This is a genomic window from Pantoea sp. B566, from assembly GCF_024793925.1.
Classification (GTDB): domain Bacteria; phylum Pseudomonadota; class Gammaproteobacteria; order Enterobacterales; family Enterobacteriaceae; genus Pantoea; species Pantoea ananatis.
Window position 1 is genome coordinate 375,991 of record NZ_JANUQL010000003.1, and the last position, 20,479, is coordinate 396,469.

Genomic DNA, 20,479 nt, shown 5'->3' on the forward strand with positions numbered 1-20,479 from the left:
TGAGGAATTTGAAGGTAATTAATATGAAAGAGAAAGAATTATATTATTCGCTAGAGAAAATAAAACACTGTACTAAGTTAAGGACAAGGTTTCCAAACAGGTCAATGGCGCTGTGTTAATTGGCAATTTGTATAATAACAGGTCGTTACTACGTCGCTGGCATGATTTCTAAAAGAATTCAGCTGGCTTAATATGGCGGTCGTGACCTACTCTCATTGAAAATACATCGCGATTTTAGTCATGTCCGCTCTTGACACAGAGCGGACATGAATTCAGTGCAATTTTGTCTGAGAGCAACCAGCGGGGTAGCTCTTAATGGAAATGTCTGCGTTTTCATTCACCCACTACGTCACCATAAATTATGGGGATATCGTTTCTGATTTGCCCGGAAAATGTTTTGGTGGAAAATTTCAAACGCGACAAAGCTCGTTGGCACTTACTTTCCATTCGTCAACCTGAGCGGGATGTTCAAAAGAGTAATAGACGCGAGCATCCTCAGGCAGAATATTACGCAGTGCCTGCATACAATTGGCCTCGCAGGGCCGCAATTCAATATAGGCAGCCGTGATGGGTATTACATCATCGGTGGAATAGCGCTCGATGCGGTCTATCGCGGCAACTAGCGCCGCCATTTCGCCATGTAGCCTGACCCAGTTATGGGTATAGATTCCTGGTGGCATGCTTACCTGCATCCGACTGTTTCCGAACGCATAACGAATATTCCCCCGAAGCCTGTACTCGACTACTGCACAGCAAGACTCAGGACCGAAACCAGGTTGTTCCACTCGTTTCTTTTTGTCCTTCAGCGTGCGCCTGACAATCGGATAACCGGAATTGAGAGAGTATTCAGTTTTTATAAGTTGCATCAGAGACCCTTATACTTAACCATTATTAATAAATTATATGGAGTTCCGGCGCGAAATTCCATATAAAAGGGCACTAAGGGGCTGAAAAAGTTAATGTTTGCTTAATTATAATTAGCGAGATTTAATCATCCTGCGTTTTCCTTCGGCTTTATCATCACGATACCTGCCGCTCCGCATCTATACTGGCCCACTTCATATCTGTCGTTCTGTCCAGCCAGTCCTTTATGGTTCGGGTCAGTGAGTATTCCGTCTGTAGTCATGACGGCTCAATCATCGGGTTTACCAGAGCCAGTGGAAATTTTGCAGAGATGCGCTTTGTCGATGCCATCCCGTGGGGGAGATACACATTACTCCTGCAACAGGCCAGTCATGATCAGGGCGTTAATCAACTTGATGTTGATGAACAGAATCATCAGGGGGTTGCCTTTAACAAAAAGAAAGGCTTTATTGAGACGGGCCGCTTTGAGCCTGATGGTCAGGGAAGGCGCTGTGCGTCATTGCAAAGGCAACGAGCGTGAATATCAGCCGCATTATCTGCTGCCACCAGCGCCTGCCATGCTTGCTGTGTGATCGAATAAAACAGACTGGGCGGCGCATTATCCACATCATGAATCTCTTTAAGAAATCGCAACCCGGTTTTTTCCAGCACGCGGATAGAGGCTTGATGATGGCTTCTTACCCGGGCTGATATCATATCCAACCCCAGTTCGCGAAAACCATACTCCAGCGCAAAGCGCGACAGCTCCGTAGCGTAGCCCTTACCCCATGCGCTGGTGGCAAACCGATAGCCAAGATTATGAATGATTTCGTCACCGTGAATGCGAACGCTCAGCCCGCCGAAACCGATAAGGGTATCCGGTGCATCCTGGGTTGCTATCGCCCAGCTGTCATAGCCATAACGCTGGTACGATCGCAGTCTGTCGGCCAGCACCTTTTGCGCGTGAGCCAGGTCAGGATAAGGGCCTGCCGGGTTAAACGTATTGGTCGCGGGATCACCGTAAATCCTGAACAGATCCTTGTCATCGGAAGGGCGCATAGCTCTGAGCAATAAACGCGGGGTCTGAAGATGCACTATAAACCTCAGTGTAAGGCCATCTGAATGGCATATTATTAGCGCGTTTACCCGACGAGGAAAAGAGATGACGATTCAGCAATTGCGTATTGCCCGACCCGTTACGGATTTAGCCGAGAGCAGCGCAATGTACTGTTCGGGCCTGGGCCTGATGCCCATTGGGGAATTCACCGATCACGAGGGATTTAGTGGGGTGATGCTGGGCGATGAAACCCTTTCCTGGCATCTGGAATTTACCCAATGCCATCACCATCCCGTCAAACCGGCTTCAACAGCCGAGGATCTTCTGGTGCTGTATTTGCCCAGTGAAACGGACTGGCAGCAACGCTGCCTCAGTCTGACCCGCGCAGGTTTTACGCGCGTATCATCGTTTAATCCCTACTGGGCGGAAAACGGCGCCACCTTCCAGGATAAAGACGGTTATCGTACGGTGCTTCAGCACGGCACCTGGCGATTGTAGTCCTCTTTTTCAGCCTCATCCCTTGAACCTGCCTGACGTCACAGGGGGCAAGTAGTGAGCGTGCGGTTAACGTGAGCGACTGGCGCAAAACCGCCAATATGTCAGGCTGGCAAGGGCTTGGTGGCCGGGTAAACGCGTGGCATGATGAGGGACATCTTTCAGCCTAAGAGCCAACACGTGATCAATATTGCCTGCTTACATACCGCCGCCAGCAATATCGCCATTTTTGACGATGCTGCCCGTCAGCTTGAGCTGGGCCATCTGCAGCTCAGCCATCTGGTCATGCCGCACCTGCTGGCTGAAGCTGAAGCCAGCGGCGGCCTGACCGCAGGACTGCACGAGCGGCTGGTTGCTCTGTTACGGGATCTGCAACCGCACTTCGATGTCATTCTGATCACCTGCTCGACATTAGGGCCGGTTTCCGAAGCCTTTACCTCATCCCGACAACCCTGCGCTGTCTGGCGTACCGACGGCATGTTGGCAAAAGCCGTGCATCAGAGCGCAAAGAAAACGGTGGTGCTCTGTGCGGCAGAATCCACGCTTGGCGCAACGCGTGCGCTGTTCTGTACCGACGGGCAAACGCCGGAGATCCGCCTGATTCCCGAAGCCTGGCAACGCTTTAAAGCGGGAGATGGAGCGGGATATTTTCACTGCGTACGTACAGCGGTGGAACATGCCTGGCAGCAGGGCGCAGAGCGGGTGGTATTGGCACAGAGTTCGATGGCACCGGTTGCGCAGCAGTTTCCGCCTGAACGTCAGCCCCTGTCAGGTCCGCATCTGGCGCTGCTACAGTGTCACCAGCAGGCTAACCGTTAAGGCCGCAACCTGGTTGCGGCCAGGGTCAGTTATTCGTCCTGCGTCAGCGTTCCTTTCGCGCCATGGGGTTCTGAGCGCAGATACTGCGGCGGTGCTTTGACATTGGCATTGAATTCGGCCGCGGCGTGCCATGGCCAGCGTGGGTTATACAACATGCCGCGCGCCAGGGCGACCAGGTCGGCTTCCTCCTGTTGCAAAATATCTTCAGCCTGCTGTGGCTCGGTAATTAAGCCTACCGCAATCACCGGAATGCCAATCTGCTGGCGGATGTCGCGTGCAAAAGGAACCTGGTAATTTGGCCCGACCTTAATCTGCTGTTGTTCCGATAATCCGCCGCTGGATACATGGATGTAAGCACAGTTCAGGGATTCAAGCTGCTTAGAGAAGGCAATGGACTGGCCGACATCCCATCCGCCTTCTACCCAGTCGCTGGCCGAAATACGCACCCCAACCGGAATCTCTGCGGGTACGGCTTCACGTACCGCATGAAACACTTCCAGGGGATAACGCATTCTGTTTTCCAGCGAGCCGCCGTATTCATCACTTCGCTTGTTGGATAAGGGAGAGAGAAACTGGTGGAGCAGGTAGCCATGCGCGGCGTGAACTTCAATTAATTCTATTCCCAGACGAACCGCGCGTTTTGCCGTTGCGACAAAAGCATTTTTAACGCGCTCGAGATCGCTGGCCTGCATCTCCAGCGGAAGATGCTCGCCATCACTGAACGACAGGGCAGAAGGGGCCAGGGTTTGCCAGCCGCCATCCTGAGGCGCAATCTGTTCGCCACCTTCCCAGGGAACGGTGCAGGATGCTTTACGCCCGGCATGGCCGAGCTGAATGCCGATCGGCATATCGGAGTACTGACGAATATCCTGCAGAACCTCGCTCAGCGCCGTTTCTGTTTCATCGTCCCATAAGCCTAAATCGCCATAGGTGATCCGGCCGATGTCCTCAACGGCGGTAGCTTCAATAATCAACAAGCCTGCACCCGATAAGGCAAGGTGGCCCAGATGAATACGATGCCAGGCGGTCGCACTGCCTTCATCAGCCGAATACTGACACATTGGCGCAATGACTATCCTGTTATCCAGGGTTAACTCACCCAGAGAGAAAGGGGAAAAGAGCTTGCTCATAAAAACCTCATTGTCGGCGCAGGGGGAAAGTGTGTTGAAAACTATAGTGGCTGATGAGCAAACGCGTACTTCTGGCAGCGTAACAATTTATTGAACAGTCTTATTTAGTTACAGCATACATAAGAAACGTGAAGATCAGGCAGAATATGTAAAGCGATCACGGCCTGAAAAAAATGAGATAACGTTGCGTAAGCAGGGGAAAACGGGAACCCCTGCTGTTATTGCCGAAGATAACAGCAGGGTTCAGGGTGGCTAATAACGCATTGCGAAGAGTGATCGGTCACAATCAAGCTCTCTGCAACGCCTTCTCGTCAAGCGCATACAGCGTCGCGGTGGCTTCCAGAATATGCTGCTGATCGTTACCCGGTTTATGGGAATCAACGTGGGTAATGTGATAGCCCACAGCACCGGCCTCCGTTGCTTTGCGCAGCAGGGCATCCGTGATTTCTTCCATCGATGTCGCCCAGGTGACGGTTGTCACGCCCATCGGCTTGATGGCATTTTTTTCATCCTGAGACAAACCTGTACGGATAAACACAGGGCTAACGGTCTGAGGAGAGAAGATAGACAAAATATCCTGAACAAGTGCTTTCATTTTCGTGCTCCTGAATATCTGAAATTACGGCATCACGCGCCTGTTGAGCGCCATCGATTTTTTAATTCATTCGCCATGAGTTCGATTAACGCGGTCATGTTAAGGACTGTCGGCAAAAGTTATAAAATACATTTTCCGGTTAACGAATTTGGCTTTTCTTGCTAATCAGATGCTTATGAAAGCTTCAGCCACACTTGAGCTGAAATATGGAAGGTTTTTTGTGTCTGCTTACAGGTTGTGAAATCTGGATACAAAATGCCAACACGAACTTAACAATCAAGCCAGCAAGAACAGCACAGTGGGATAAAAGGGCGCGCGGCGTTGGGCTGACAGACGTTTACATTAATTGAAAAAATTGAAATCAGCCGCATTGTTCAGGTAACAGGTTGATAAGTAACAGGCTTACCCGTGATGAAATTTGCCTTAGGGAATTCTCTCGTCCATCGGCACAGGATTTTCATAAAACTGTCACAACGCATCCCAATACTGCACAGCCACGGAGTAACAAAAAGACATCTTTCGACATCCTTTGAAACCTGTTTCTTTTTTCAGGCGGTCGCTGTCATCATTATGGAGAGTTTTATGCCACGTCAACCTCGTCTTCACCCTTCCTCTGCTGTGTTTTCCCTGCGTCAACTTCCTCTGTGCCTGCTGGCTCTGGGCGGTCTGACCCTCAGTGCCTCTGCGTTTGCCGACGCCATCAAAGCGAAAAACGTCATTGTCATGATTAACGATGGTGCAGGCTGGGGAACATGGGATGCCACCGCATACTGGCAGTACGGTGGGCGCGATAAAACGCCTTATGCTGGATTCCCGGTAAAGTATGCCATGACAACCTATCCACTCAACGCCTCGAAAAAAGCCACACACAGCAATGAATCCCTTGTTAATTATGACCCGCAGAAAGCCTGGGACACGACAAAAACCGAGAGCAAAGAACTGCCCTTTAAGGGTTACGAATATCTGGCCATCAATCCTACTGACAGTGCGGCGGCGGGCACCGCGCTGGCATCCGGGGTAAAAACCTATAACAATGCCATCAACGTCGATAACATGGGTAAACCGGTCGACTTCATTACTCTGACAGCCAGGGCACAGGGGAAGGCCACGGGCGTCGTCACCAGTGTGCCGTTCTCGCACGCCACGCCAGCGGCCTTTGGTGCGCAGAATGCTTCCCGTAATGATTATCACGCGATCGCCAGACAAATGCTCACCGCCGGTAAGCTCGACGTGATTATGGGAAACGGACTGCCGGGCTTCAACGTAAATGGAACGGATTGTCAGCATCTGGCGAAAAATGAGTCCACCGCCGGCTGTGGCAAAGATGCGAACCTTTATCTGGCGCAAACCGAATGGGATTTACTCCGCGCGGGTAAGCTGGCGCCAGCGGGCGGTCAGCCGTGGAAAATTGTGCGCAGCACGGAGGCGTTTACCCAGTTGGCTAACGGCTCGCTGAACTATGATGGCCCGCTGCTGGGATCGCCCAACGTCGCCCCCAACGGAACGTTACAGCAGGGCCGGCAGGGTGAATTTGTTGGTAAAGATGCGGCGAATCCATCAGGCGATGCATTGATTACCACGGTGCCAACGCTGAACCTGATGACCCGTGGCGCGATTCAGCATCTGAGCAAAAATCCGAACGGCTTCTTTATGATGGTCGAAGGTGGGGCAACCGACTGGTCTGCCCATACCAGCAATGCCTGCAGTGGTAAAGGAGACTGGGGCAACACGTATAACCCCAACTGTGTGGGCGTTGAATACGGCCGTCTGATTGAAGAAAGCGCCGATTTTAATCACGCCGTGGCCTCTGTCATTGAATGGGTCGAGACAAACAGCAACTGGAACGAGACCTTGCTGATTGTTACCACGGATCATGATAACGGCATGCCGATGGGGCCGGATGCGCAGACTCGCGCATTTGAACCCGTCATCAATAACGGCAAAGGCGCCATGCCAGGCGTGTCTTTCCGTCCCACCGGCAATCACGCTAACGCGTTGGTTCCGCTGTGGGCAAAAGGTGTGGGCGCTGAAGCCTTCTCCGAACGCGTGCGCGGTAACGACGCGGGCTATGCCAACTATGTCGGTTACAATCAGGGCGATTACATCGATAATACCGACGTTTTCACCGTCGTAAAGGCCGCGCTGGAGGGAAAGGCCGTTGAAAAAATTATGCCCGGGCAGGCCAGTAAATCCTGACGTGACAATGTCACAATAAAGAGGGCGCGTGATGCCTTCCTGACCGCATCAGGTACTCGGTGCCGGTGAATATTCGCTCACCGGCACCGCTGTGTTATCTCCGTCACCCGCACAACACGTGAATGCCATCACTTTTTTTTCCGCCGTCAGCAATATTATGCTGGCTCATTCGTCTACCTCATCACAAACGTGTGTTTATCACTGATGAGGTCATCCTGATATGAGAGATTTTGATCACCCTTCGTTCCGCCATGCCCGTGCCAGGGGCAGAAACCGACTGGCGAAGCCGTTGATAGTGGGTGCCGTTTTTATTGTCGCACTATGTCTGCTGGTCATGTCACTGTGGAATGCCTTGCTGCCCGCGCTTATCGGGGTTAAAACGATCGGTTTCTGGCAGGCCGCAGGGTTGTTGCTAATGTGCCGGATTCTGTTTGGCGGCTTGGGTATCAGGCCGGGAATGTTTGGCCATGCCCGGCGTCGTATGCATGAACGCTGGATGCAGATGACACCGGAACAACGAGACGCATTTATGAAGCAACGTCGGGAAGGTTTTGGCCATCGGGGGCAACACTGCCGTGATAAACGCCGGGACGAACAGCCTCCGTCGTCAGATGACAATCATGCTGCCCGGACTGAGTAGACGATGAAGGCCAGCGCATCGCAAGCCTCATCGTGGGTCAAAGCGCTTACGCTCTGCAGAACGAAACTCCAGCGATTTATTCGTGCCCGTACCCCAGCACGGGAGGAGGCTGACGATATTTTGCAGGAAATTACCTGTCAGCTGATCGGCGTGGAACAGCCGGTTGAGAATATCTCCGCCTGGCTGTTTCGGGCGGCACGCAATGAAATGACGGATCGGGCGCGTAAGAAGCGGGAGTTGCCACTTGCCAGCTACATGAAAAACGACGAGGATGGGGTTGAAAGCGAACTGGCTGAAACCCTGTTTGGCATTCCGCAAACCCCTGAAGATGATTACCTCAGGGCGCTACTCTGGGACGCGCTGGAGGCGGCGCTAGCCGAACTTCCGCCCGCGCAGTATGAGGTGTTTGACCAAACGGAGCTGCAGGGAATCAGCTATAATGCGCTGTCAGAATTAACCGGCGTCAGTGTTCAGACCTTGCTGTCGCGCAAGCATAAAGCCGTACTGTATCTGCGCATGCGCTTGCGGGCGGTCTACGACGATCTGGTCAGTGAAGATTGAAAAAAGGCGGCCATGACGGGCCGCCAATGTTCGCATTATCCCCTTGAAAGGGGAAGGATGACGCGATCAGCCCTTCACGCCGCCGGCGGTCAGGCCGTTAACCAGCCAGCGTTGCGCCAGCAGGAACACCAGGGTAATAGGAATGGCAGAGAGAACGGCGGCTGCGGCAAAATCGCCCCACAGATAGTTTTGCGGATTAAGATATTGCTGCATGCCCACGGCCAGCGTGTAACTGTTGACGTCACGCAGCAGCAGTGAGGCCACCGGGACTTCCGTTACCGCAGCGATAAACGCCAAAATAAACACCACGGCTAAAATGGGCACCGATAACGGGAGTAAAACCAGCCGGAAAGCCTGCCAGGGCGTTGCGCCATCCAGCGCCGCCGCTTCCTCCAGCGAGCTATCAATGGTTTCGAAATAGCCTTTTATCGTCCAGACATGCAGCGCGATGCCGCCAAGATAGGCGAAGATCACGCCGCCATGGGTATTTAAACCCACAAACGGCAGATATTGCCCGAGACGGTCGAACAGGGCATAAAGCGCAACCAGCGACAGCACCGCCGGGAACATCTGAAAAATCAGCATCCCTTTTAACAGGCTCTCACGCCCTTTAAAGCGCATCCGGGCAAAGGCATAGGCGCAGGTGGTGGACAGCGCCACAATGCCCATTGCGCTGATAGCCGCGATCTTGACCGAGTTCCACAGCCACAGCAAAACAGGAAAGGGCGGCGGCGTAACTGAGCCGTCAGCATGCTGAACGCTGAAGCCCAGCGCCAGCCGCCAGTGTTCCCAGGAGATATGTTCCGGAATAATACTGCCGGTGGCAAAATTTCCCGCGCGCAGCGAAATCGCCACCACCATCAGTAAGGGAAACAATATTGCCGCAATAAACGCCAGCAGCAGCAGATGCGTCATAAACAGACGTAACTTCTGCGATTTGGGTTGTACCATCGCCATCATGACTCCTTAGTCGAATTTCATCCGCACGGCTTTCAGATTGATCACCGCCAGTGCGCCAACCAGCAGGAAAATCAGCGTGGCGATAGCCGCTGCCAGACCAAAGTCCTGCCCGCCACCGCCTTCAAAAGCAATACGCCAGGTGTAGTTCACCAGCAGGTCGGTATAACCCGCAGGCGTGGTCGTGCCGAGCCTGTCGGGTGCACCATTCGTCAGTAGCTGCACCAGCACAAAGTTATTAAAATTGAAGGCAAAACTGGCAATCATCAGCGGCGTCAGCGGTTTTAACAGCAGCGGTACCGTAATCAGGAAAAAGTTTTGTAGCGGCCCGGCACCGTCCATCGCAGAGGCTTCGTACAAATCCTCGGGAATCGCTTTCAGCAGCCCCATGCACAAAATCATCATGTAGGGATAACCCAGCCAGGTATTCACGGTGATCAGCATGGCACGCGCAAGCGTAGGATCGCTGAACCACGCCGGTTTACTGCCAAACAGGGCGTTAAGCATGACGTTGATTTCGCCAAAGCTCTGGTTGAATAATCCCTTGAAGATCAAGATGGAGATAAAGGCGGGCACGGCATAAGGCAGGATCAGCATCACCCGGTAAACGGCTTTGCCTTTTAACGCCTCCCACTGCACCAGGCAGGCCAGCACCATGCCCACCGCCACCGTTAACACCACGGTCAGCAAAGAGAAAATCATCGTCCAGCCAAAGATGGCCAGGAACGGCTTTTGAATCCCCTCGTCGGTGAACACGCGAATAAAGTTCTGCCAGCCCGCGCCCACGGTAAATCCGGGACTCAGACGTTCTTCTCCCCACTGGCCCTTTGCGTCAATCACCTGATAAAAGCCGGTATCCGGATTGGCGCGATAGCTCACGCCGCTTTGCTGGTTTCTTAACGTCTGATGATCCGTTACCACATAGAGCGGGCGCGTCCCTGAAAACTGACGCAAGGAACTCATGACCAGTTCACGTCCGTCAGGCAGCACGGCACGGAGTTTTGCCAGTGCCTGGCGATGTGTGGTGATGACACGTAAGTTTGCCCGTTCTCCCTCTGGATCAGGTGCGCTCACCATCTTTAATGGGCCCGCAGTGTCGAAGGAGAAGAGCGGTGATACCCAGGTCTGACTGTTCGATCCCTCGCTAAGCACCAGCCGCCAGCGATCGCCTTCGGGAAGCAGGCTGAAATTCAGGCCTGCGCCGTCCTGATATTGTCTGCTGAGTAAAACCTGCTGCGCCCGCTCCTGGGTCAACTGATTGGTGCTGCTGTAGTTGGTAAAGGCAATGCCCACGGTACAGGCCAGAGGGAACAAGACAAATAACATCATTCCAGCCATGCCGGGATAAACATAACGCCAGGCGTAGGCCCTGCGATTGGCATAAATCCCGATGCCCAGCCCGCTTATGACCAGCGCCAGCAGGGCAAACAGGTATTCCCCCTGAGCATACATCAGCACCAGTAAATAACCGACCAGCAAACAACAGATGCCCACCAGTGCGCCTTTCAACACAGAACGATGCCGTCCCGTTTGCGGTTTTTCTGACATGACCCGATTTCCTTAACGGCAGGTTTGCAGGCCAGCAAACTGGCCTGCGCTGAACGATTTACTTGCTTAAACGTGACTGCGCATCCTTGAGCGCGGCATCAACGGACTGACGGCCGCTCAGCGCGTTAAGGGTGGCGGTGCGCATGGCGTACCAGAACGCAGCCATCTGTGGGATGTTGGGCATAATGTCACCGCGTTGTGCATTGTTCATGGTGGCGGCAATACGCGAGTCTTTCTCCAGCTTTTGCTGGAAGGACTTCAGCGCCACCGCACCCAGCGGTTTATCTTTGTTCACGGCCTCAAGGCCGGCATCCGTTAACAGATAGTTTTCCAGAAACTCTTTAGCCAGCTCTTTGTTCGGGCTGGCCGCATTGATCCCGGCGCTGAGTACGCCAACAAAAGGTTTGGTGGGCTTGCCGTTTAACGTCGGCAGCGGCGCGACGCCGTAGTGAATACCGCTCTTATCGATATTGCTCCAGGCCCAGGGGCCGTTAATGGTCATTGCCGTCTGGCCTTTATTAAAAGCGGCTTCGGCAATGGAGTAATCCGTATCGGCGTTCAGGACCTTGGCTTTGACCTGATCGACCAGGAACTGCATGCCGGCTTTGGCTCCGGCATTATCAACGCCGGTGTTTTTGACATCATAGTGTCCGTCCGTCAACTGATAGGCATAAGCGCCGCCGGCTGCCAGCAGCGGCCAGGTAAAGTAGGGCTCCTGCAGATTAAACATGATGGCGCTTTTGCCTTTCTCGCGCAGCGACTTATCCAGGGCGGCCATCTCTTCCCACGTTTTCGGCGGCGTGGGTAGCAGGTCTTTGTTGTAGATTAGCGACAGCGACTCAACCGAAACCGGATAGCCAATGAGCTTGCCGTCGAAGCGCACGGCGTCCCAGGTGAAAGGAAAGATTTTTTGCTGGAAACTGCTGTCCGGTGACACCTCGGCTAACAGGCCGGACTGGGCGTAACCGCCAAAACGGTCGTGCGCCCAGAAGATAATGTCCGGACCGTCACCGGTCGCGGCCACCTGCGGGTATTTTTCTTCCATTTTATCCGGGTGCTCGACCGTAACGTGAATACCGGTTTCCTGTTCAAACTTTTTTCCCACCTCGGCCAGACCGTTATAGCCTTTGTCACCGTTGATCCAGATAACCAGTTTTCCTTCTTCAATCTTTGCGACTGCGGAAGCGGAGAACAGCACCGCCGAGAGGGCTGACAGAGCCAAAATTTTTGCGCCAGTTTTCATCTTTAACACTCCATCCTGTTAGCGGAAACGAACATGTTGCTTGCCGCACATTCTGCGTGTTCTTACCGGCTTCTCATCCTCCTGGCCTCTACGCCTGCCGCCGTCGAGGTGTGATCGCTGTTACAAAGTGACAGGATTATCACGGTCTGGCTCACACTAAGGTGGGTGCCAGACTGCGTTACCGATCACAAAAATCAGCGCAGCGCGCGACCGCTCTCGTGTGCTGATGTTTTCTCCTCCTCCCGTCTCCTCCCCCAGATAAAGCGCGTCGGTGGAGGATGTGGTTACGAATCACGCTACGCATAGTGAACGCCAGAATTTGTCCGCTGACGTGCGGGCCGCATTAGCGAGTGGAGAGGAAAGCACTATGGCGAGCGTCGTGTTACGCAATGTCACCAAAGCCTGGGGCGACACGGTCGTGTCGAACGATATCAATCTGGAGATTGGTGAAGGCGAGTTTGTCGTATTTGTCGGGCCTTCTGGATGCGGTAAATCAACGCTGCTGCGGATGATTGCTGGCCTGGAAACGATTACCCGCGGTGAATTGTTGATTGGCGATAAACGGATGAATGAGGTGCCGCCTGCCGAACGCGGCATTGGCATGGTATTTCAGTCTTACGCGCTGTATCCCCATCTCTCGGTGGCAGAAAACATGTCTTTTGGCCTGAAGCTGGCCGGCGTTAAAAAAGCGGAAAGAGAGCAGCGCGTAACCCAGGTTGCTGAGGTGCTGCAGCTGGCGCATCTGCTTGATCGCCGCCCAAAGGCACTCTCTGGCGGACAGCGCCAGCGCGTTGCCATCGGCCGCACGCTGGTCGCCGAACCCCGAGTCTTCCTGCTGGACGAACCCCTTTCTAATCTCGATGCCGCACTGCGAGTGCAGATGCGCATCGAGATCTCCCGCCTGCATAAGCGACTCAGGCGCACCATGATCTACGTGACTCACGACCAGATCGAAGCCATGACCCTGGCCGATAAAATTGTGGTACTGGACGCCGGTCGTGTGGCGCAGGTTGGGCGGCCGCTGGAGCTCTATCACTATCCGGCAAACCGCTTTGTTGCAGGCTTTATTGGCTCGCCAAAAATGAACTTCCTCCCCGTTAAGGTCACCGCCACCGCGATTGAACAGGTGCAGGTGCGCCTGCCCAATAATCAGCTGGTCTGGCTACCGGTAGACAGCGCCAACGTGCAGGTCGGCAGCAATATGTCGTTGGGTATCCGGCCGGAACATCTGCTGTCCAGTGATATCGCTGACGTCACCCTTGAGGGGGAAGTGCAGGTCGTTGAGCAACTGGGACACGAAACTCAAATCCACATCCAAATCCCCGCCATCCGTCAAAACCTGGTGTACCGCCAGGAGGACGTGGTGTTGGTAAAAGAGGGCGCCATGATGGGCATTGGCTTGCCACCCGAGCGTTGTCATCTGTTCCGAGAGGACGGAAGCGCGTGTCGCAGGCTGCATCAGGAGCCCGGCGTTTAATCCAGCAAAACAATAAAAGCAATGACCTCAGGAGATAGAAAATGTTAACTCTGCGCAAACTTTCCCTTGCCGTAGCGGTAGCGACAGGCACGCTGTCTTCACCGCTGATGGCGGTGGATTTTACCGGTTATGCTCGCTCCGGCATTGGCTGGACGGGCAGCGGCGGCGAGCAGCAATGCTTCCAGGCAACCGGTGCTCAAAGTAAATACCGTCTGGGTAACGAGTGCGAAACCTATGCTGAACTTAAGCTGGGTCAGGAAGTGTGGAAAGAGGGCGACAAGAGCTTCTACTTTGACACCAACGTGGCGTACTCGGTTTCTCAGCAGAACGACTGGGAATCCACTTCACCGGCTTTTCGTGAAGCCAACGTCAAAGGTAAAAACCTGATCGACGCCCTGCCGGGTTCCACTATCTGGGCCGGTAAACGTTTCTACCAGCGCCATGACGTTCACATGATCGATTTCTACTACTGGGATATTTCCGGCCCGGGTGCGGGTCTGGAAGATGTCGATCTGGGATTTGGTAAGCTGTCGTTTGCCGCAACGCGCTCATCGGAAGCGGGCGGCTCTTACACCTTTTCTAACGATCGCATTCGCAATTACGCCACCAGTACCGCAGATGATGTGTTTGACGTCCGTCTGGCAGGGCTGGAAACCAACCCCAATGGCGTTCTGGAGCTGGGTGTGGATTACGGCCGTGCCAATGCGCGTGATGGCTACCGCTTAGAAGATGGCGCATCCCGAGACGGCTGGCTGTTCACGGCCGAGCATACGCAGAGCATGCTCAAAGGCTACAACAAATTTGTGCTGCAGTACGCGACCGATGCGTTGACGTCCCAGGGGAAAGGGCTGGCACAGGGCACGAATATCAATAACAACGGCAAGATGTATCGGGTTCTGGACCACGGGGCGATCAGCCTGGCGGAACGCTGGGACATGATGTACGTCGCGATGTACCAAAACACCGATCTGGATAACAACCGGGGTAATGAGTGGTACACCGTTGGCGTGCGGCCCATGTACAAATGGACGCCGATCATGAGCACCCTGTTGGAAGTGGGCTATGACAACGTGAAGTCACAGCAGGTCGGCGAACGCAATGGTCAGTACAAAATCACGCTGGCGCAGCAGTGGCAGGCGGGAGACAGCATCTGGTCACGTCCTGCGCTGCGGCTCTTCGCGACCTATGCCAAATGGGATGAGAAGTGGGGTTATAACAAAGACGCGGCCGGTGATATCACCACCTTCGCGTCACAGGACAGCACCGGAAACGGCCTGTTTACCAACAGCCGCGGCAACAATGATGAGTGGACCTTTGGCGCGCAAATGGAAATCTGGTGGTGATCCCTTTTCTGGATAAACCGCTGTAGACCGTTTCGCACTGTCTTTCAGGCCGCGGCGGCTATTGCCTGCGTTGCCGCGGTCTGCCCGTTTCTCGAGGTTAAAAATGAAAACGTATAAAACATTCACTGCACTTTGCCTGAGCGCGCTCCTGCTGGCAGGACACAGTCTGCCTGCACGGGCCGCGATCAATCTGATGCCGCAGGATGTCTCTGCAGCGCCCGCCATTCCGCTTTCCAGCCTGCAGAGCATGCACTGGCAACCCCTGGATACCGCACGGCCGCAGGTAACGACGTTAACGGCCGGGCACAGTCCGCTAAACGTTGCCGGTATCACCGGGCCGGTCGCCGCTTACAGCCTGCCTGCCACGCTGGGCGAGCTGACAATCACCTTAAGCAGTGAGGTACAGCAGAACCAGGTCTTTGCGCCCAACGTGCTCATTCTGGACGAAAACCTGCGTCCGGCCGCCTGGTTTCCCAGCCGCTGGTTTTCTTATCAGCAACCCGGCGTGATGGCCGCTGACCGGTTGGAAGGCGTGATGAAGTTGACCCCGGTTCCCGGACAGCAAAAAATTTATCTGTTGGTATTCACCACAGAGACGGATCTTGCTCAGACCACAACGCTGGTTGATCCGGCAAAAGCCTATGCCAAAGGCACCGGCCATGCCGTTCCCGATATTCCCGATCCGGTTGCCCGTCATACAACATCTGGCACAGTAAAAATAAAGCTGAGCACCCGCTCGGATTCCTCAATACTGGTCGGGCCGTTGTTTGGATCCTCTGGCCCGGCTCCGGTTACGGTCGGAAACAGTCAACCAGCGGCAGCCAGTCGTGCGCCCACTGCGGCTCCTGCAGCGAAAACACAGCCTATTGTTCAGGATACCGAAGGCTATTTTAACGATGCTATTCGCCAGGCGTCGGCGCAGGGCAATATTGATAAAGCGCTCAGACTGCTGGATGAGGCCGAACGGCTCGGCTCGACGTCTGCGCGGCAAACCTTTATCAGCAGTGTTAAAGGCAAGGGGTAATCACTCCGGCAGTGCTGATTTGTTCCATCTGGTGCGCTGAGGCGCACCTTTTTTATGAGGTCAGTGACCTGTCCCTCGCGCTTAACCTGTTCCGTTCTGGCGTAAATTCGCGTCTTTCTCTTTCAAAGACGCTGATACTTTTGGTCAGGCTTTGCGCAATCCTCAGCCTGAATGATGTTATTAAGGTACTCGATCGCGTTCCAGGACGCGTGTAACCTTCGGCACTGATACAAAAAAGGCTCTATCACAACTGGAGCCTTCATCATGTTAATACGTCTGATAATCTCTTTTTCCCTCATCGTATTTAGTCATTCTGCGATGGCCAGCAACGGCTTTCGCCAGTTCTTAGCAGGTGAGCAGCAACGCCCGGTTGAGGTTGCCGTGTGGTATCCCAGTGCAGCGTCGTCGCCCAAGGAAAACATTGCGGATAATCCCGCGTTTACAGGTGTCAGCGTGGTGCGAAATGCTAAACCCTTGCCAGGCTTACATCCTGTATTACTGTTATCTCATGGTTATGGCGGGAGTTGGCGCAACCTTGCATGGCTGGCCGACGCGATGGCTGAACAGGGATATATCGTGATTGCGACCAATCATCCCGGTACCACGACGTCGGATTTAACATCGGCACACGCCAGACAGCTCTGGCGGCGTCCTCAGGATTTAATCATGGCACTGGAGCGGATTCTGAACGATCCCCTGCTGGCAGGGCGTGCTGACGTGAAACGAATCGCCGCTGTCGGGCATTCTCTTGGCGGCTGGACGGTAATGGAATTAGCGGGGGCGCGTTTTGACCCGCAACAATTTGCTCATGACTGCATCCAACATGCTGAGTTGTCCAGCTGTCGGCTAATGACAACACTGGGCCTTGATAACAGGCAAGGGGCCAGCCACCTGAGCTCAGACCTGCAAGACCGGCGCATTAAGGCGGTAGTGGCGCTGGATTTAGGGTTAGCTCGCGGACTCACGACGCAGAGTCTGGGGCATATTCGGCTGCCCGTGCTGATCTTAGCGGCAGGTGTAGATTCGCCGGCGCTGCCTGCCTCGCTTGAATCGAAGTATCTGGCAAAGGCATTATCAAGTGACATTGTCACTTATGGTGTTATCCCCGGCGCGACCCATTTTAGCTTTATGCAGCAATGCAAACCGCAGGGGGAGGCGCTGATTGAGCAAAGCGCGCCGGGCGAAGGGGAAGTCTGCCGGGATGGACAGGGCGTGAACAGAAACGCACTTCATAACATGTTGATCGGTAAAATCAGTGCGTATCTCAACACCGCGCTGCACTATCATCCGTAGCCTGACGAAATGCGGTGGGGGTTTTCCCCGTAATGCGCATAAATTCCCGGTTGAAGTTCGACTTACTGATAAACCCGGTTTCAAGCATGATGTCGGTAATTTTTAGCTGTGGCTGGCGCAGCATGTCCTGCGCCTTTTCTATACGAAATCCATTGAGCCACTGCGAAACGTTGCACTGCCGTGTAGCGTTTACCGCGCGAGAAATATGCCGTGCTGGAATATCGAGTTTGCGTGCAAGCTTGTTCAGCGTAAGATCGGTATCAAGATAGTAAGCGTGTGCGCGGACAAGGTTTTCGATGTGCAGGCATAAGGGCTCAAGCGTCGCATCCTTTGCCTCATCATCGGTAAGGGATGACGTTTCTTCGGCGTGAGTTTCACCCGCAGGAACGCTCTTTACTGCCCGGACAATGGCAATACAAAGTAACGGTAGCGTCATTCCCTGAAACAGGGCAATTAATTGCGGGGCAATATTCATCATTCTGCTGATAACCGCGTCGGTGAGTGCCGAGAAGCAAAGAAAACAGCCCGCAAAAAAGGTCATTTTCTGCGTTATGGAGGCTTCTCTGAAGCGTGATTCGACAAAAAAATCAGCTCCGTTTGTTGCTGCACGTAGTAGTGCGATGCCATAACCTGCATAAATCAGAAACAACAGAGCATCGGTCAGAACGGGCAGACACAGCTGGATGATGATGGCAGTATAAACAGGGATAACAGCCAGCTTCAGGCGACGCGCACGGGATTGATGCGTAAGGCCGCTAAAGCACGACCAGGCCACTGCGGGTAAGAGTGTTGCCAGTATAGCCTGCAGGGGTTTAAGAAGAGAGAAATGCCATTCCCACCTAATTATACTCAAGGCCATTAGTCCTGCCGACGCTGCAATAAACATCATTGCCCCACGGTATTCGCGCTTACCAGAACGAATGAGCATCATCATTAATATCAGTAGTGCAAATAACGTCAAAGCAGGAAAGGGAATCGAAAACATACGCTAACTCAAAAGCCAGAATGGCGTCCATTTTACAGAGTAAAAAACACGAATCGATAGCTAAACGCAAACCTTATGTTCTGCCTGTGTTTTCTCACGCCAGTCCATTTTGGTGTACTGTTCTTCATGCTGACCGCATTGAACAGCCTCTGCGACAACGATTTCAGCGATCCGGGATCACGCCTGAAACTTATCCCTGGATCGCCTGATAAATCACGAACAACGCCGGGAAGTCTCCTCCAGCAGTGCCGTGATACGCTTATCTGCAAACATCGCCTCCAGCGACAGACTGAGCTTACGCCGCCAGTTCGGATAAGCCTCTACCGTGCCCGGCACATTAACCGGCGAGGCCATATCCAGCCAGTCTTCGGGTTGTAAACCCAGCAGGGCGCTGGTGCAGTCCGCGAGATAATGATGGATAACCTGGTTAAGTAACAGGCTCATGCGCGGACTGTTTGCCTGAACCCGCCCTTTGGGCTTGAGGTAACCGTGGCGCGTCAGGGTCTGAAGCAACGCCGATCGGGCTGCCCGGCGCTGATGATACAGCCCGGCAAGCACCGCTTTATCAGGATACAACCCCAGTTGGCTCCCCAGTGTCAGATCGTCACTTTGCCACCAGCCACGGAGCGTTGGCATATCGTGAGTGGTGGCTACAGCCATTGCCTGACGCGGCCATGCCGCAGGCGGGCGAAAGCCCTTGTGCGAGTTTTGCTCAAAATAGAGCACCTTATACGAGTAGACGCCAGCATTGTGGAGTTTATCGACAATCGCCTCCGGTACCGTGCCTAAATCCTCACCTATCACCATGCAGCGCTGGCGCTGACTTTCCAGCGCCAGAATAGCGAGCAGATCGTCAATGGGATAGGCGACATACGCGCCTGCGGCGGCCGTTTCTCCTTGCGGAATCCACCACAGTCGCAGCAAAGCCATGACATGATCGATACGTAACGCCCCACAATCGCGCATATTCGCGCGCAGCAACGTAATCCAGGGTTCGTATGCCCGATCATACAAAGATTGCGGATCCATTGGCGGCAGCCCCCAGTTCTGGCCAAGCGGGCCCAGAATATCCGGCGGGGCGCCTGTGCTGGCCGCTAAACAGTAAAGCCCGCGTTGGCTCCAGGTTTCCGATCCCCCTGCGGCGACGCCAACGGCCAAATCGCGATAAAGTCCTGGTGCCATCTGGTGCTGCTGGCACAGGTGCCAACAGGCGGCAAACTGACGCGCCGCCAGCCATTGCAGCCAGAGATAGAAACGAATCTCATCGCCATGTTCAATCCGAAACGCGTGTACGGCGGCCGTATCGGGTTGTTGATAGGCAGTGGGCCACGTTTGCCAGCCGTGACGCAGGGGATCTTCTTCGCGAAGCCAGGCCTGCAGGGCATCGAACAATCCCTGATGCAGCAGACTTTCACCGCCCTCAGCCACAAACGCCTCAAATGCCTCGGCCTGACTATCCTCTTTCTCACGCTGCATAAACTGCTGCCAGGCAAACCGCAGGGCATCCAGCTTCAGTGATGCCACCGTGGAATAATCGACCCAAGGCGCGTGACGCGCCTGGTGCAGCCTGTGTTGCGTTTCTGCCGACTGCCACCAGCACTGCGCAGCGGCACTCAGGTTAAAGTCCTCAACCTCAGGAACGCTGATATAGAGCACGTTGAGCCAGCGTCGGGAAGACGGGCTATAGGGGCTGGCATCATCAGGTAACGCAGGAAAAAGCGCATGCAGGGGGTTCAGCCCCACAAAAGCGCCACCGCGCATGCCAACCGCCTTCACCATGTCCCGCAGGTCAGCAAAATCGCCGATTCCCCAGTTCTGATCCGATCGTAAAGCGTAAAGCTGGACACAGGTTCCCCAACGTTTCTCGCCCCGTAGCAAGGCCTCCGGCTCATAGCAACGTGACGGTGTCACTATTATCTGGCACCTCGATTGCTGTGCATCCGCGTTTATCGTCAGAAGATGGTAACCTTCAGGCAGCGCCGGGAGCGTCAAAGACGCCTCAGGCTCGCAGTGCCCTGACCAGCGTTCACCCGATTCGCCCTCCAGGTGCCAGCGTGCCGGGCCAGCCAGAGAGGGCGTTAAACGGATGGGCAAACCCTGGGTAAAGACGGCGACCGGTGGGATAACGCCAGGGCCAGGGCCTGGCTGCATCGCCGCCAGCAAGCGATCGCGGGTCGATGCAGAAACCTGCCGGACCGCCCCATGCGCATCAACATATTCAGTGGCTACCCTGCCGATCCCGGCCGGATAATGAAGTGGTTTCATGCTGATCC

Annotated in this window: 18 protein-coding genes; 9 read left to right on the top strand and 9 right to left on the bottom strand. The window is 54.3% G+C overall.

The window, feature by feature from the left end:
- Nucleotides 1-410 precede the first annotated feature (410 nt).
- Nucleotides 411-866 carry a hypothetical protein gene (locus NYE92_RS03500; protein WP_014605843.1) on the bottom strand — a complete coding sequence of 152 codons (456 nt, stop codon included), beginning with the start codon at nt 864-866 and terminating at the stop codon, nt 411-413.
- 475 nt (nt 867-1,341) lie between these two features.
- Complete coding sequence (locus NYE92_RS03505) at nt 1,342-1,938, bottom strand: GNAT family N-acetyltransferase (RefSeq protein WP_259018530.1); 597 nt, start codon at nt 1,936-1,938, stop codon at nt 1,342-1,344.
- Nucleotides 1,939-2,005: 67 nt separating this feature from the next.
- On the opposite strand from NYE92_RS03505, the gene NYE92_RS03510 reads away from it, so the two are divergent.
- Together NYE92_RS03510 and NYE92_RS03515 are read left to right on the top strand one after the other, a co-directional pair.
- On the top strand, nt 2,006-2,398 hold the full coding sequence (locus NYE92_RS03510) for a VOC family protein (RefSeq protein WP_238493838.1): 393 nt from the start codon (nt 2,006-2,008) through the stop codon (nt 2,396-2,398).
- Between the two features lie 141 nt (nt 2,399-2,539).
- Complete coding sequence (locus NYE92_RS03515; protein WP_259018531.1) at nt 2,540-3,214, top strand: glutamate racemase; 675 nt, start codon at nt 2,540-2,542, stop codon at nt 3,212-3,214.
- A gap of 29 nt (nt 3,215-3,243) precedes the next feature.
- On the opposite strand, the gene NYE92_RS03520 is transcribed toward NYE92_RS03515, so the two are convergent.
- Together NYE92_RS03520 and NYE92_RS03525 are read right to left on the bottom strand one after the other, a co-directional pair.
- Nucleotides 3,244-4,344, bottom strand: a complete 1,101-nt coding sequence (locus tag NYE92_RS03520; protein WP_014605839.1) for an NADH:flavin oxidoreductase/NADH oxidase — start codon at nt 4,342-4,344, stop codon at nt 3,244-3,246.
- 286 nt (nt 4,345-4,630) lie between these two features.
- Complete coding sequence (locus NYE92_RS03525) at nt 4,631-4,939, bottom strand: DUF1471 domain-containing protein (RefSeq protein WP_013025782.1); 309 nt, start codon at nt 4,937-4,939, stop codon at nt 4,631-4,633.
- Nucleotides 4,940-5,521: 582 nt separating this feature from the next.
- Here NYE92_RS03525 and NYE92_RS03530 point away from each other — a divergent pair.
- From NYE92_RS03530 to NYE92_RS03540, 3 genes are all read left to right on the top strand, one after another.
- Nucleotides 5,522-7,135 (top strand): alkaline phosphatase, encoded by a 1,614-nt coding sequence (locus NYE92_RS03530; protein WP_259018532.1) that lies wholly within the window; start codon nt 5,522-5,524, stop codon nt 7,133-7,135.
- Nucleotides 7,136-7,355: 220 nt separating this feature from the next.
- Nucleotides 7,356-7,775 carry a hypothetical protein gene (locus NYE92_RS03535; RefSeq protein WP_259018533.1) on the top strand — a complete coding sequence of 140 codons (420 nt, stop codon included), beginning with the start codon at nt 7,356-7,358 and terminating at the stop codon, nt 7,773-7,775.
- A gap of 3 nt (nt 7,776-7,778) precedes the next feature.
- A complete protein-coding gene (locus NYE92_RS03540) occupies nt 7,779-8,336 on the top strand; it encodes an RNA polymerase sigma factor (protein WP_259018535.1) in 558 nt (185 codons plus the stop codon).
- A 66-nt stretch (nt 8,337-8,402) separates the two neighbouring features.
- Here NYE92_RS03540 and malG read toward each other — a convergent pair whose 3' ends face one another.
- From malG to malE, 3 genes are read right to left on the bottom strand one after another with little or no spacing between them, the layout of a single operon-like run.
- Nucleotides 8,403-9,293, bottom strand: coding sequence for a maltose ABC transporter permease MalG (gene malG / locus NYE92_RS03545; RefSeq protein WP_014605835.1), 891 nt, complete (start codon nt 9,291-9,293; stop codon nt 8,403-8,405).
- A gap of 9 nt (nt 9,294-9,302) precedes the next feature.
- The gene (gene malF / locus NYE92_RS03550; protein WP_259018537.1) at nt 9,303-10,841 is read right to left on the bottom strand and encodes a maltose ABC transporter permease MalF; all 1,539 of its coding nucleotides are present in this window, start codon (nt 10,839-10,841) and stop codon (nt 9,303-9,305) included.
- Nucleotides 10,842-10,899: 58 nt separating this feature from the next.
- On the bottom strand, nt 10,900-12,084 hold the full coding sequence (malE, locus tag NYE92_RS03555) for a maltose/maltodextrin ABC transporter substrate-binding protein MalE (RefSeq protein ID WP_042677592.1): 1,185 nt from the start codon (nt 12,082-12,084) through the stop codon (nt 10,900-10,902).
- Nucleotides 12,085-12,451: 367 nt separating this feature from the next.
- Here malE and malK point away from each other — a divergent pair, with 367 nt between their 5' ends.
- The 4 genes from malK to NYE92_RS03575 all read left to right on the top strand — a co-directional run bounded on the left by malK (nt 12,452) and on the right by NYE92_RS03575 (nt 17,221).
- Entirely contained in the window at nt 12,452-13,561 is a 1,110-nt protein-coding gene (malK, locus tag NYE92_RS03560) for a maltose/maltodextrin ABC transporter ATP-binding protein MalK (protein WP_014593717.1), read from the top strand.
- A 41-nt stretch (nt 13,562-13,602) separates the two neighbouring features.
- Complete coding sequence (locus tag NYE92_RS03565) at nt 13,603-14,904, top strand: maltoporin (RefSeq protein ID WP_015700304.1); 1,302 nt, start codon at nt 13,603-13,605, stop codon at nt 14,902-14,904.
- Nucleotides 14,905-15,007: 103 nt separating this feature from the next.
- A complete protein-coding gene (gene malM / locus NYE92_RS03570; RefSeq protein WP_019105216.1) occupies nt 15,008-15,928 on the top strand; it encodes a maltose operon protein MalM in 921 nt (306 codons plus the stop codon).
- 264 nt (nt 15,929-16,192) lie between these two features.
- Nucleotides 16,193-17,221, top strand: a complete 1,029-nt coding sequence (locus tag NYE92_RS03575) for an alpha/beta fold hydrolase (protein ID WP_259018538.1) — start codon at nt 16,193-16,195, stop codon at nt 17,219-17,221.
- On the opposite strand, the gene NYE92_RS03580 is transcribed toward NYE92_RS03575, so the two are convergent.
- Both NYE92_RS03580 and malQ read right to left on the bottom strand, forming a co-directional pair.
- Nucleotides 17,193-18,080 carry an AraC family transcriptional regulator gene (locus NYE92_RS03580; protein ID WP_259018539.1) on the bottom strand — a complete coding sequence of 296 codons (888 nt, stop codon included), beginning with the start codon at nt 18,078-18,080 and terminating at the stop codon, nt 17,193-17,195. The two genes, NYE92_RS03575 and NYE92_RS03580, sit on opposite strands and share 29 nt — an antisense overlap.
- A 339-nt stretch (nt 18,081-18,419) precedes the next feature.
- Entirely contained in the window at nt 18,420-20,471 is a 2,052-nt protein-coding gene (gene malQ, locus NYE92_RS03585; RefSeq protein WP_019105213.1) for a 4-alpha-glucanotransferase, read from the bottom strand.
- Between the last annotated feature and the right edge of the window lie 8 nt (nt 20,472-20,479).

What these genes read in the sequence shown, in the direction of transcription:
- NYE92_RS03500 (WP_014605843.1), bottom strand. Translation starts at nt 866, where the DNA reads ATGCAACTTATAAAAACTGAATACTCTCTCAATTCCGGTTATCCGATT.
- NYE92_RS03510 (WP_238493838.1), top strand. Translation starts at nt 2,006, where the DNA reads ATGACGATTCAGCAATTGCGTATTGCCCGACCCGTTACGGATTTAGCC.
- NYE92_RS03515 (WP_259018531.1), top strand. Translation starts at nt 2,540, where the DNA reads ATGATGAGGGACATCTTTCAGCCTAAGAGCCAACACGTGATCAATATT.
- NYE92_RS03520 (WP_014605839.1), bottom strand. Translation starts at nt 4,344, where the DNA reads ATGAGCAAGCTCTTTTCCCCTTTCTCTCTGGGTGAGTTAACCCTGGAT.
- NYE92_RS03525 (WP_013025782.1), bottom strand. Translation starts at nt 4,939, where the DNA reads ATGAAAGCACTTGTTCAGGATATTTTGTCTATCTTCTCTCCTCAGACC.
- NYE92_RS03530 (WP_259018532.1), top strand. Translation starts at nt 5,522, where the DNA reads ATGCCACGTCAACCTCGTCTTCACCCTTCCTCTGCTGTGTTTTCCCTG.
- NYE92_RS03535 (WP_259018533.1), top strand. Translation starts at nt 7,356, where the DNA reads ATGAGAGATTTTGATCACCCTTCGTTCCGCCATGCCCGTGCCAGGGGC.
- NYE92_RS03540 (WP_259018535.1), top strand. Translation starts at nt 7,779, where the DNA reads ATGAAGGCCAGCGCATCGCAAGCCTCATCGTGGGTCAAAGCGCTTACG.
- malG (WP_014605835.1), bottom strand. Translation starts at nt 9,293, where the DNA reads ATGGCGATGGTACAACCCAAATCGCAGAAGTTACGTCTGTTTATGACG.
- malF (WP_259018537.1), bottom strand. Translation starts at nt 10,841, where the DNA reads ATGTCAGAAAAACCGCAAACGGGACGGCATCGTTCTGTGTTGAAAGGC.
- malE (WP_042677592.1), bottom strand. Translation starts at nt 12,084, where the DNA reads ATGAAAACTGGCGCAAAAATTTTGGCTCTGTCAGCCCTCTCGGCGGTG.
- malK (WP_014593717.1), top strand. Translation starts at nt 12,452, where the DNA reads ATGGCGAGCGTCGTGTTACGCAATGTCACCAAAGCCTGGGGCGACACG.
- NYE92_RS03565 (WP_015700304.1), top strand. Translation starts at nt 13,603, where the DNA reads ATGTTAACTCTGCGCAAACTTTCCCTTGCCGTAGCGGTAGCGACAGGC.
- malM (WP_019105216.1), top strand. Translation starts at nt 15,008, where the DNA reads ATGAAAACGTATAAAACATTCACTGCACTTTGCCTGAGCGCGCTCCTG.
- NYE92_RS03575 (WP_259018538.1), top strand. Translation starts at nt 16,193, where the DNA reads ATGTTAATACGTCTGATAATCTCTTTTTCCCTCATCGTATTTAGTCAT.
- NYE92_RS03580 (WP_259018539.1), bottom strand. Translation starts at nt 18,080, where the DNA reads ATGGCCTTGAGTATAATTAGGTGGGAATGGCATTTCTCTCTTCTTAAA.
- malQ (WP_019105213.1), bottom strand. Translation starts at nt 20,471, where the DNA reads ATGAAACCACTTCATTATCCGGCCGGGATCGGCAGGGTAGCCACTGAA.